Consider the following 12,568-nt stretch of genomic DNA (forward strand, 5'->3'; position numbering starts at 1 on the left):
AACCCTAATGAATTAGGGTTCTCTTTGTACATAGATTATCGTCCAAACTTCACAGTGAAAGTATCGTCTATTCTTTCCATCGCATACCCACGATACCCCTCTGAAAGTAACGCTTGCTTTTCACTAACATCACTCATCGGAACACTTTTAACATTCGTCCAATCTCTTTCTGTGTCCTTACGCAATTCCTTCACAAAAACATACCGCATACTACCGCCATATTTCTCCTTCAGCGCAGCAATTTCCATCCCTTGCGCAAACTTATCTTTTAAACTAGGAATGTTAAAAGGTGCAACGGTGCAGCAAACATAGTCGTACTGGCTGTCTTCTTTTTGTAATTCATCCATGATGACTGTGGCTAATATTTTTTGCATGCCATTTCCTCGGCAGTTTGGATGAACGTTTGAGATTTCTTGATAGATGACGCGGTGTAGCTGACTTTCTGGTAGACCAATATCAAGCCCTAAATGTTCATCGTCGATAGGAGGGACTAGTAGGGCACGAAATGCGATGAGCTCGTTTTGTATAAACGCCCCGATCATCATGCCGTTTCCTTCTAGAATGTATTGAAATTCTTCTAGCGAGAGTGGTTGTAAACGACCTTTATCTTCTAGCGCTTCAACTACAACGTTTTGTAATGATAAAATTTGTTCCATATGTTCTAAAGATAGTAATGTAACGTGAAATGGATCGTTGTTTTGTTTTAATTTTCCTTCGTAAAGAGTCGTCATGTGTTAGTCCTCCTTTAGCGTACAACGTCTTGAAAGACGGTTAATTCTTGTAATGTATTTTCGTTTATTTCAATGCCGAGTCCCGGCTTTTCGTTTAAGCGAATAAATGGTACGTCGTAATGTAAGTTTCCGATGTCTTTCGTGAATTTTAATGGTCCCGTTAGCTCGACGCTAGTAATGATTTTTTTTGAGAAAGCGACATGGAATCCTGCGGAAGAGGCAACAGATGATTCGACCATGGATCCAACTTGGCATTCAATGCCTGCCATTTCAGCTTGATGAGCGAGTTTTACAGCTGGATATATGCCGCCGCATTTCATTAGTTTTATATTCACTTTATCAGCTGCGTCTAATTTAATAATTTGGCGCATTTCACGAGAGCCTTTTAGTCCTTCATCAATCATAAGCGGAAGATCTGTTTTCGAACGAATATGAGCCATTGCATCAATATCATCCGCTACAACAGGTTGTTCAATCCAGTCGATGTTTAAATGACCTAATGAACGAAGTGCTGTTAATGTGTTTGCGCTATTTTTCCATCCTTGGTTTACATCAACACGAATCGCGATATCATTTCCTACACGTTCACGTACAGCTTCAATTCGTTTTACATCTTCTTTTACATTCGTACCGACTTTCATTTTGAAAGATTGGTAACCTTTTAGAATCATAGAGGCAGCTTCTTCAGCCATGTCTTCTGGATCTGCAATACTTAAGACGTGAGTGACAGGAAACTCTTCATGATAGCGTCCGCCAATTAATTGATATACAGGTTGATTTAATTTTTTGCCCATTATATCAAAACAAGCGATATCAATCGCAGCTTTCGCTGTAGGAACACTGTAAATTGTATTGTCCATCATATCGTGTATTTTCTCGATATTCATTGGATTTTTCCCAATTAGAGCAGGAGCTAGTGTATGTTTTAAAACATGGAAAGTACTTTCCCATGATTCACCTGTAACGTGATCATCAGCAACGCCTTCACCGTAACCAATAATGCCTTCATCTGTTTCCATTTTGACGATAATAGAAGGCATATCAGAATAAGAACCATAACTAATAACAAACGGATCGCGAAGTGGTAAACGAATTGCGTAAAGATGAATAGCTGTAATTTTCATTGAATAAAGACCCCTTCCTGTTTACAATGGTTTTGTACATTTGATATAGTTGACGTTAAATAGTCGTTAATTAATGATAAGGAGTTAGAGAAAATGATGATAAAAATTGCAGTTGTCGGTTCAAAAGAGTTTATGGAGAATGTTTTACCTATTGCTCATAAACTAGAAGAAATAGAGATTGATCCATATATTTACCTTCATCCGGCAGAATCTTCTGAACTATTAAAGCGTTTAAAACCTTGTGATGCTATCTTTTTCTCGGGTGCCCTACCTTATTATATGGCAAAAGAAATAAGAGAACAATTACCAATTCCAAGTGTATATTTGCAGCAAGACGAGACAACTGTCGCATCTTCACTCCTTTCTATAATATACCATCAAAGTATTCAACCTCATAAAATTTCAATTGATTTAGTAGATCGTTCGTTTATTACAAATGTGTTCCATGACATCGGTCTAAAAGAAACGCCGCAAGTGATGGATTATGAAAATATGTTATGGAGTAATGATGAAATTAAGAGAATCATTGATTTTCATTTAGCTAAATATCAATCTGGAGAGGTTGATTTAGCTTTAACTAGTATTCACGCTGTCTACGATGAACTTCAAAAAATAGGGATTCCTTCAGAGCGTATGATAGATCCAACGCAATCAATTATACATGGGTTAAAAGATGCAAAAATAAAAGCTGAGTTAGCAAAAAGCCATTCAGCCACTGTTGGTGCTTGTATTATATCCTTTATAGAGTTACAAGAAAGCTCGCTTGAACAATTAAATGTAATTTCAAAAGAATTACGTGGTTCATTTAAACAAGTTGATGAAATGACTTTTATTTTGTATACAACTCGTGGTGATATTGAATTGAGTATAAAAACAAATACGATAGATCGTTTATTTATGAATATAGAAGGCGCAGTATCTATTGGATTTGGTTACGGAAAAACAGTAAATGAAGCGGAACAAAATGCAAAAATCGCTCGAGGTTTCGCAAAGAATAATCCGATAGAAAGCTGCTTTTATATACTAACAAGTGATAAAGAATTATTTGGTCCGTTCCCGAAAGAACAGAGAGTACAAAGTTTAAAAAACGATAATCCTGAATTAATGAAAATAGCGAAGGAAACGAAGCTTAGTCCTGCAAACTTGTCAAAAATTATTCAGTTTAGTCAATCGCATCCATCATTGAAATTTACAGCGGCGGATCTTTCTGAGTACTTACAAGTGACTCGGCGATCGACGGAAAGGCTGTTAAAGAAATTAGTTGATTACAGATATGCCAATATTTGCGGCGAGGAAATGCCCTATCAACAAGGGCGCCCTCGTGCAATATATGAGCTAAATTTACCGTTGTATTCGTTTCAAAAATTTTAAGCTTCTAGTTGTGCTTTTTGCTTTTTCAGTAGGTCTGCTTTTTCAATATCAGATAGCTTCGTAATTGTGAAGCCAGTTATACCATAAATGATTGAGATAATAGGTACGATGAAATTCAATATAGCATAAGGAGCATATTCGAATGCACCGACTCCAAGTGTTGCGAGTATAAATACACCACATGTATTCCAAGGTACGAAAACAGAAGTTAATGTTCCACCATCTTCTAATGCTCTGGATAAATTTTTAGAATGTAGTCCTTTTTCTGTGTACGCATTTGCATACATTCTTGAAGGAACAACAATCGAAATATATTGTTCAGAGCAAGTAAGATTCGTTGCAAAGCAAGATGCGATGGTAGAAGCGATAAGTCCTTTTGATGATGTCGCTAATTTTAAAATTTGATTTACAATTGAGCGAAGAATGCCAGTATGTTCTAGTACTCCGCCGAAAGTCATAGCGACAATTGTCATAGAAACTGTATTCATCATAGAGCTTAAGCCACCACGGTTAAATAGTTCATCTACTAGCTTGTTTCCAGTGTCTATGACAAATCCACTTTGGAGTGCACCGACAGCTGATGAGACAGAGCCACCTTGAATAAAGACTTGTGATAAGAATCCTAAAATAACACCTACGAGAATAGCTGGTATAGCAGGGACTTTTTTAGCGACCAATACCATAACGACTACGGGTATAATTAATAGAAAAGGCGAAATAACAAAGTTTTGTTGCAATACTTGTAACGTTTGATCGATGCTTTTTGCATCGATATTGTTATCGCCGAAGCTTCTTCCTAAGAAAGCATAGACGATAAGAGTAATAATTAAACCTGGAATTGTAGTAAATAACATATGACGAATATGTGTGAATAAATCTGTATTTGTTAATCCCGCTGCTAAGTTTGTCGTGTCTGAAAGCGGTGACATTTTATCGCCAAAATAAGAACCGGAAATTATAGCGCCAGCAACCATTGGAGCTGGGATTCCCATACTTAGGCCAATTCCCATTCCAGCAACACCGATTGTTCCCATTGTAGACCAAGAGCTACCGATTGCTAATGCAACGATAGAACAAATAATTGTAATTGAAACTAAAAATAGTGATGGAGTTAAAAGTTTTAAGCCGTAATAAATCATAGTAGCGACTATTCCGCCGCCAATCCAAGCACCGATCGTTAAACCTACAAGAATAATGATAACGATAGCGGGTAATGCAAGGCGAATTCCTTTATACATCGATTCTTCAATGTCATTCCATTTGTAACCGTACCGCCAAGCGACGATCGAAGCAACGGTTGTACCGATAATAAGTGGGACGTGAGGGCTTTGTTCTAATACAACAATTGTAACCATCATAACTGCAACTGTAATGATAATAGGGATTATTGCTATGCCAAAAGGTATTTCTCTTTTCATAAACTGCCTCCTCATTATGTATGTTTGTATTTTTAGAATTGTCGCAAAATAGACGTTATTAAGTTATAATAACTAAAAATAGATGTAAGCGTCAATATAAAAACAGAAAATATCGAATCTTCTATTTGTATGGATATCTTTATAAGATGAGTTGAAATCGGGTATTAACGGTATTAAAAAATAAACAATTGACTTTTTTCTTAAAATTCAATATGTTCATAAAAACATCTGTTTTTCATAAGTATAATTAATCTGAATGGTTTGTAATTAGGGGAAGGAGAATGAAGCTTTGAAAACATTAGAACTACAAGAGCGTTTAACTGAAATTTTTCAGCATTTACATGAAAACCCTGAAGTAAGCTGGAAGGAATATGAAACGACAGCTTATATTACTAACTTTCTAAAAGAAGAAGGAATTTCATATAAAATATTTGATGATTGCCCTGGCGTGATTGCTGAAATCGGAAGAGGGAATCCAGTTATCGCGATTCGTGCTGATATGGATGCACTATGGCAAGAAGTAGACGGAGAATTTAAAGCGAATCACTCGTGCGGCCACGATGCTCATATGACAATTGTGATGGGCCTTATTTTACAATTGAAAAATATGAGATGGGATAGTGGTACTGTTAGATTTATTTTTCAGCCGGCAGAGGAAAAAGGAAATGGTTCCTTAAAGATGGTAGAGAAGGGCGCCGTGGATGATGCTGATTTCTTATTTGGTGTTCATTTAAGGCCGATTGAAGAACTGCCTTTGAAACAAGCAGCCCCATCTATTCGTCACGGAGCTGCAGCATTTTTAGAAGGGATGATTCATGGAGATGATGCACACGGGGCACGCCCACATCAAGGTATAAATGCAATTGATGTCATTTCGATGATCAATATTGGATTGAAAAATATATGGTTACCGCCGCAGACGTCTTATTCTGTTAAGATGACGAGATGCCAAGCTGGTGGTGATAATCTAAATATTATTCCAGGTAACGGGCACTTTAGTTTAGATGTAAGAGCAGAAAATAACATATTACTAGATGAATTGAAGCGAAAAATAGAGCAAGTAATTCAGTCAGCTGAATCAATGGGATCTAAACTTTCTTATGAGTGGATTGATCTCGCACCAGGAGCTGAAGTGTCAGAAGAAGCTGAGCGTTTCATGCGGAAAGGCATTCTTGAAGTGTACGGGGAAGAGGGATGTACTGGACCACTGTATACGACAGGAAGCGATGATTTCCATTACTATACAGTGAAAAGACCACATTTAAAAGCTGTCATGCTTGGACTAGGGGCGAACTTACAACCTGGATTACACCATCCGTATATGAAGTTTGATCATAGCTGTATAATGGATGGAGTAGAAATATTGAAACAAACTGTATTGAAAGTATTAGAAGACAGGGGCTAGAAAGCTCCTGTTTTTTTGGTAGGAATTTGTTGTTAAGTCGATATATTCGATTTCGCGATAATATAATTTCACGTACCAATTGATTTGATAAAAATGAGCATTCAGTACGTGGTGTATAATAATAGTAATATTTCTTAATAGGAGCAAACGAATGAACGAACAATATTACGATGCTGTATTAAATATAAAAACTGTCGGCGAGCAAAAAGGATTTAATAAGTCTATGCATTATCACCGTTATGAACCGACGCCATATAGCGGATTAGATGAGTTATTGAATCAATATGAAATAACAAGTAGCGATCGAATTGTAGACTTTGGGTGCGGAAAAGGGAGATTGAATTTTTACATGCACCATAAGTGCGATGCATTAGCGGTTGGAATTGAAATGAATGAAGAGTTTTATAAAGAAGCAATGGATAATCGTGATCGTTATGCGCGAAAAGTGAGAAACAGTAAAGATAAAATTCGGTTTGAATGTTGTTTAGCGCAGGAATATGAGATTGATCCACGTGATAACCGGTTTTATTTCTTCAATCCATTTTCTGTACAAGTGTTTATGAACGTAGTGAATAACATTTTGCTTTCGGTAGAGGAAATAGAGAGGGAAGTGGATATTATTTTATACTATCCTTCTGAAGATTATATTTTCTTCTTAGAGAACCAGACTGCGTTTGAATTGAAGAGAGAGGTTAGATTGCCGGGTGCTTATGAGAAGAATGGGAATGAGAGATTTTTAGTTTATACATTAGGATTATAAAAAAAGCAGGTGCCTTGGCACCTGCTTTTTTAAAACTCACGTCTATATAATTAGTTACGGATTAAGTAATCAAATGCACCTAAAGCTGCATTCGCACCTGAACCCATAGAGATGATGATTTGTTTGTACGGATTATTTGTACAGTCACCTGCACCAAACACTCCTGGTACGTTTGTAGCGCCGTGCTTGTCTGTTACGATTTCACCGCGAACGCGTTCAACTGTTTCGCCTAACCAGTCTGTGTTTGGCACAAGACCGATTTGAACGAATACACCTTGTAATTCAACATGGTGTACTTCTTCAGTTTCACGATCGATGTAAGAAATACCGTTTACTTTGTCAGTACCAGTAATTTCTTTCGTTTGAACGTTTTTCAGAACAGTTACGTTAGGTAAGCTGTTAAGACGTTCTTGTAATACAGCATCAGCTTTTAATTCTGGCATGAATTCAAGAACAGTTACGTGCTTAACAATACCTGCTAAGTCAATAGCTGCTTCAATACCAGAGTTACCACCGCCGATAACCGCTACATCTTTTCCGATGAATAATGGACCGTCACAGTGTGGGCAGTATGCTACACCTTTGTTTTTGAACTCAGCTTCACCCGGTACACCAACATTACGCCAGCGAGCACCTGTTGAAACGATTACGCTCTTACTTTTCAGAATAGCGCCGTTTTCAAGTTCCACTTCAATAAGTTCTTTTTTCTCTAAACGTTTCGCACGTTGTAGATTCATTACATCGATGTTGTATTCTTTTACGTGCTCTTCAAGACTTGCTACTAGCTTAGGACCTTCAGTGCGTTTTACGCTGATGAAGTTCTCAATACCCATAGTATCCATTACTTGACCACCGAAGCGCTCAGCAACGATACCAGTGCGGATGCCTTTACGTGCTGCATAAATTGCTGCACTTGCACCAGCTGGGCCGCCACCAACAACAAGAACATCGTATGGATCTTTATCAGAAAGCTCTGATGCATCTGGACCGTTACCCATTTTAGCTAAAATTTCTTCAAGTGTCATACGACCGCTTCCGAAAGATTCGCCATTTAGGTAAACAGTTGGTACTGCCATGATGTCTTTACTTTCTACTTCCTCTTTAAATGCAGCGCCATCAATCATAGTATGTGTAATACCAGAGTTTAGAACGCTCATTACGTTAAGAGCTTGTACAACATCAGGACAGTTATGACAACTTAGGCTGATATAAGATTCAAAATGATATTCGCCTTGAATGTTTTTGATTTGATCGATTAATTTTTGTTCAACTTTTGGAGCACGTCCACTAACTTGTAGTAAAGCTAACACTAATGAAGTAAATTCGTGTCCTAATGGAATACCAGCGAATACGACACCAGTTTCTTCACCAGGGCGATTTACGCTAAAGCTTGGTGTTCTCTCTAGTTCAACTTTTTCTACTGTAATCTTAGATGACATAGTAGCTAATTCATCTACTAGAGATAACATATCTTTAGATACGTTATCGTCTCCTGCGCTTACTTTAAGTAAAATATCGTTCTCCATTAACTGAAGGTATTGGGATAGTTGTGTTTTTATATCTGCATCTAGTATCATTTTGATCGAACTCCTTAGATTTTGCCTACAAGGTCAAGGCTTGGTTTAAGTGTTGCAGAACCCTCTTGCCATTTAGCTGGGCAAACTTCACCTGGGTTGTTACGTACGTATTGAGCTGCTTTAATTTTGTTAACAAGGATGCTTGCGTCACGGCCGATACCGTCAGCATTGATTTCCATAGATTGGATAACGCCGTCTGGATCGATGATGAATGTACCACGAGCAGCAAGACCTTCTTCTTCCATTAAAACGTTGAAGTTTGTAGTGATTGTGCGAGTTGGGTCACCAATCATAATGTATTCGATTTTGCCGATAGTTTCTGAGCTATCGTGCCATGCTTTGTGAGTGAAGTGAGTGTCTGTAGATACAGAGTATACTTCAACGCCTAAGTCTTTTAGAGTTGCGTATTGGTTTTGTAAGTCTTCAAGTTCAGTTGGACAAACGAATGTGAAGTCTGCTGGGTAGAAACAAACTACGCTCCATTTTCCTTTTAAACTTTCGTCAGTAACTTGGATAAATTCTCCATTATGGTAAGCATTAGCTTTAAACGGTTTTACTTCTGTGCCGATTAATAACATATTAAAATTCCTCCTAAAGGTTGGTTTTGAGCATCGGAAATTAGTTTGCTCATAAAATATATTTTTTAATTAACTATAATAATTCTAATTCGATATTAATTATCATATAGAAGTGGTTATTTTGTCAAGAGAATAAACCAACTTTATACTAATTTAATTAATATTTATTCTCAATTAAGGCTGCTAGGGAATTAAAAGGTAATTTTCAAGTCATAAATTTTCAATGAGTGTTTGAAAGAGTAGTGTGTATGTTAGGACATGGTGTAAGTATAAATTCTTAGGAAGGAAATATTTCTTAGAAGTTGTGGATTTGAAAAGGAACTGCTTACTTCTATTTTACAAAGAATTGTGCAATAAATAAAACAAAATGTATCGGAATCTTTGTGAACAATTATTGTCATCTTAAATATATATAATAAGAAGTATATTGCAATGAGAAATAGAAACATTGACGCTCATTTCTAACAAGATATAATAAAAGCGAGATATGTATTGCAATAGAGAAGATATAGTATAGATTGAAAAAGTTTCAGTCTATTATTTTTTACGGCTTTTAGAAAACGTTTACATTTAGTGTGGAGGGGAAACCATGTCTAAGTTCACGAAGTATTTTTTAATGGAAGCTAAAGATGTGATTGCATATGTGCAAGAGAAATTACCTAAGTTCGAGCATGCAAAGGGGCTAAAGTGTAAAGAAATAGGTGATGGTAATTTAAATTATGTGTTCCGCGTTTGGGATGAACAGAAGAACATTTCTGTCATTGTAAAGCAAGCTGGGGATACAGCGCGTATTTCAGATGAGTTTAAGTTGTCGACGAATCGAATCCGTATAGAATCAGATGTTTTGCGATTAGAAGGAGAGTTAGCATCTGGACTCGTGCCAAATGTATATTTGTTTGATAGTGTGATGAATTGTTGCGTGATGGAAGATTTATCAGATCACACAATATTGCGTACAGCACTCATAAATCATCAAATGTTTCCGAGGCTTGCTGATGATTTAACTACTTTTATGGTAAATACCCTTCTATTAACATCAGATGTTGTAATGAATCATAAAGAGAAGAAGGAACTCGTGAAAAATTATATAAATCCTGAGTTATGTGAGATTACAGAGGACCTCGTATATTCAGAGCCATTCACAAACCATAATAAACGCAACGAATTGTTTCAATTAAATGAAGGATGGATTAGGGAGTATATTTATAGTGATAAAGAGCTTCGTATGGAAGTAGCAAAACTTAAGTTTTCGTTTATGACGAATGCACAAGCGCTACTTCACGGTGATTTACATACTGGTTCTGTTTTTGTAAAAAGTGATTCTACAAAGGTTATTGATCCTGAATTTGCTTTTTATGGACCTATGGGATATGACGTTGGGAATATAATGGCGAATTTAATGTTTGCATGGGTGAATGCAGATGCAGTGATGCAATCTGGTATTGAGAAAGATACATATATGAACTGGATAGAATCTACCATGATAGATGTAATTGATTTATTTAAGAAGAAGTTTTTAGATGCTTGGGATATTCATGTGACAGAGATTATGGCGAAGGAAGAAGGCTTTAACCGAGTTTATTTACAATCTGTATTAGAGGATACAGCTGCAGTGACGGGTCTTGAGTTAATTCGTCGTATTGTTGGTCTAGCGAAGGTAAAGGATATGACTTGTATTGAGAATGAAGAGGCGCGTGCTAGAGCGGAGCGAATTTGTCTTCAGACAGCGAAGAAGTTTATTTTACAAGCGAATCAATATAAAACAGGTAGCAGCTTTGTAGAAACGTTAAAAAAACAGTCAATGCATAGTGCGAAATAAGGGGAGAAGATGATGGCAGAGCAATTAATACCAATTCAGTGGAAAGATGATGCTTTAGTGTTATTGGATCAAACGGTATTACCGAACGAAGTAGTCTATGAATCTTTTAAAACGGCTGAGGGTGTGTGGGATGCGATTCAAGTAATGAAAGTACGAGGAGCGCCGGCAATAGGTGTTTCAGCAGCCTACGGTGTGTATTTAGGAGTAAAGGAAGTTGCGGAAAGTTCGGCGGAAGAATTCATAGCGGAAGTAAAAAAGGTATGTGCATACTTAGCGACATCAAGACCGACGGCAGTAAATTTATTTTGGGCGCTTGAAAGAATGGAAAGTGTCGCGAAAGAGAATGCTCACTTATCAATTGCGCAGTTGAAAGATAGATTATTAGAAGAAGCAAAAGAGATTCATAGAGAAGATGAAGAAATTAACCGTCAAATTGGAGAACATGCATTAACATTATTCCATGATGGCATGGGGGTATTAACGCATTGTAATGCAGGTGCGTTAGCAACGACTAAGTATGGCACTGCGACAGCTCCAATGTACTTAGCGAAAGAAAAAGGATGGGACTTAAAAATCTATTCCGATGAAACACGCCCTAGATTACAAGGTTCAACGTTAACGGCATTAGAACTGCAGCGAGCGGGAATTGATGTAACGGTCATTACAGATAATATGGCGGCAATGGTCATGTCACAAGGGAAAATCGATGCAGTAATCGTTGGATGTGATCGTGTAGCAGCAAACGGGGATGTAGCAAATAAAATTGGAACATTAGGTGTTTCGATTTTGGCTAAATATTATAACATTCCGTTTTATGTAGCAGCACCAACGCCGACAATTGATTTGAAAACACTGACAGGAAAAGAAATTCCAATTGAAGAAAGGGATGCTTCTGAAGTGATCAATCGTTTCGGACAATACTCTGCTCCTCAAGAAAGTAAAGTATACAATCCGGCATTCGATGTCACGCCATATGAAAATGTAACAGCGATTATTACGGAAAAGGGAATTGTGAGAGCACCGTTTATGGAGAATTTAAAAAAGCTATTTCAATAAGTAGATAGTTTTTAGAAAAATAGTCATCATAAGTTTCTTACTAGGGGGATGTATATGTTACTGCAAAAAGAAAGAGAAGAAGTTGTAGCGTACGGAAAGAAAATGATTTCTAGTGGTTTAACAAAGGGGACTGGCGGTAATATTAGTATTTTTAATCGTGAACAAGGTCTTGTTGCAATTAGCCCAAGTGGTCTAGATTATTATGAAACGACGCCTGAAGATGTAGTTATATTGAATTTAGATGGTGAAGTGATAGAAGGAGAGAGAAAACCATCAAGCGAATTAGATATGCACCTTATCTATTATAGAAATCGTGAAGATATAAATGCGCTTGTACATACACATTCTCCTTATGCCAAGACAATCGCATCATTAGGATGGGAACTTCCTGCTGTATCATATTTAATTGCTTTCGCAGGCCCGAATGTACGCTGTGCACCATATGAAACATTTGGTACGAAGCAATTAGCAGAGGCAGCTTTCGAGGGCATGATTGATCGCCGTGCAGTTTTACTTGCGAACCATGGTTTAATGGCCGGAGCGAATAATATAAAAATGGCGTTTACTATTGCAGAAGAAATTGAGTTTTGTGCTCAAATCTATTACCAAACGAAAAGTGTTGGGGAACCAAAATTATTGCCAGAAGACGAGATGGAGAATTTGTCGAAGAAGTTTGAAGGGTATGGACAGCAGTAAAATGAAATGAAAACACCCTCAAGAAAAAATCTT

Annotated in this window: 11 protein-coding genes; 6 read left to right on the plus strand and 5 right to left on the minus strand. The window is 37.1% G+C overall.

The features are described from left to right. Window positions 1-35: 35 nt before the first annotated feature. Window positions 36-731 (minus strand): N-acetyltransferase, encoded by a 696-nt coding sequence (locus JFU54_RS18110; protein WP_088038261.1) that lies wholly within the window; start codon window positions 729-731, stop codon window positions 36-38. A gap of 14 nt (window positions 732-745) precedes the next feature. Beyond that, complete coding sequence (locus JFU54_RS18115; protein WP_016103215.1) at window positions 746-1,855, minus strand: mandelate racemase/muconate lactonizing enzyme family protein; 1,110 nt, start codon at window positions 1,853-1,855, stop codon at window positions 746-748. A gap of 93 nt (window positions 1,856-1,948) precedes the next feature. On the opposite strand from JFU54_RS18115, the gene JFU54_RS18120 reads away from it, so the two are divergent. Beyond that, complete coding sequence (locus JFU54_RS18120; protein WP_201065760.1) at window positions 1,949-3,226, plus strand: transcriptional regulator; 1,278 nt, start codon at window positions 1,949-1,951, stop codon at window positions 3,224-3,226. Here JFU54_RS18120 and nhaC read toward each other — a convergent pair. Next, entirely contained in the window at window positions 3,223-4,644 is a 1,422-nt protein-coding gene (gene nhaC, locus JFU54_RS18125) for a Na+/H+ antiporter NhaC (RefSeq protein WP_002010164.1), read from the minus strand. The genes JFU54_RS18120 and nhaC overlap by 4 nt on opposite strands. Before the next feature lie 289 nt (window positions 4,645-4,933). Here nhaC and JFU54_RS18130 point away from each other — a divergent pair, with 289 nt between their 5' ends. Both JFU54_RS18130 and JFU54_RS18135 read left to right on the plus strand, forming a co-directional pair. Continuing rightward, on the plus strand, window positions 4,934-6,049 hold the full coding sequence (locus JFU54_RS18130; RefSeq protein WP_002124929.1) for a M20 peptidase aminoacylase family protein: 1,116 nt from the start codon (window positions 4,934-4,936) through the stop codon (window positions 6,047-6,049). A 151-nt stretch (window positions 6,050-6,200) separates the two neighbouring features. Next, window positions 6,201-6,809 carry an SAM-dependent methyltransferase gene (locus JFU54_RS18135; RefSeq protein ID WP_002169275.1) on the plus strand — a complete coding sequence of 203 codons (609 nt, stop codon included), beginning with the start codon at window positions 6,201-6,203 and terminating at the stop codon, window positions 6,807-6,809. 50 nt (window positions 6,810-6,859) lie between these two features. Here JFU54_RS18135 and ahpF read toward each other — a convergent pair whose 3' ends face one another. After that, the gene (gene ahpF, locus JFU54_RS18140; protein WP_012260245.1) at window positions 6,860-8,386 is read right to left on the minus strand and encodes an alkyl hydroperoxide reductase subunit F; all 1,527 of its coding nucleotides are present in this window, start codon (window positions 8,384-8,386) and stop codon (window positions 6,860-6,862) included. A 14-nt stretch (window positions 8,387-8,400) separates the two neighbouring features. Beyond that, a complete protein-coding gene (gene ahpC / locus JFU54_RS18145) occupies window positions 8,401-8,964 on the minus strand; it encodes an alkyl hydroperoxide reductase subunit C (protein WP_000924420.1) in 564 nt (187 codons plus the stop codon). Between the two features lie 589 nt (window positions 8,965-9,553). On the opposite strand from ahpC, the gene mtnK reads away from it, so the two are divergent. Genes mtnK through JFU54_RS18160 form a run of 3 tightly spaced genes read left to right on the plus strand, consistent with a single transcriptional unit; the run spans window position 9,554 to window position 12,535 of the window. Beyond that, window positions 9,554-10,783 carry an S-methyl-5-thioribose kinase gene (gene mtnK, locus JFU54_RS18150; RefSeq protein WP_201065761.1) on the plus strand — a complete coding sequence of 410 codons (1,230 nt, stop codon included), beginning with the start codon at window positions 9,554-9,556 and terminating at the stop codon, window positions 10,781-10,783. Window positions 10,784-10,795: 12 nt separating this feature from the next. Then, window positions 10,796-11,839 (plus strand): S-methyl-5-thioribose-1-phosphate isomerase, encoded by a 1,044-nt coding sequence (gene mtnA, locus JFU54_RS18155; protein WP_002124936.1) that lies wholly within the window; start codon window positions 10,796-10,798, stop codon window positions 11,837-11,839. A gap of 54 nt (window positions 11,840-11,893) precedes the next feature. Next, window positions 11,894-12,535, plus strand: coding sequence for an L-fuculose-phosphate aldolase (locus tag JFU54_RS18160; RefSeq protein ID WP_002010177.1), 642 nt, complete (start codon window positions 11,894-11,896; stop codon window positions 12,533-12,535). The last annotated feature ends 33 nt before the right edge of the window (window positions 12,536-12,568 follow it).

The sequence above is a fragment of the Bacillus sp. TH19 genome, from assembly GCF_016651075.1.
Taxonomy (GTDB): domain Bacteria; phylum Bacillota; class Bacilli; order Bacillales; family Bacillaceae_G; genus Bacillus_A; species Bacillus_A mycoides.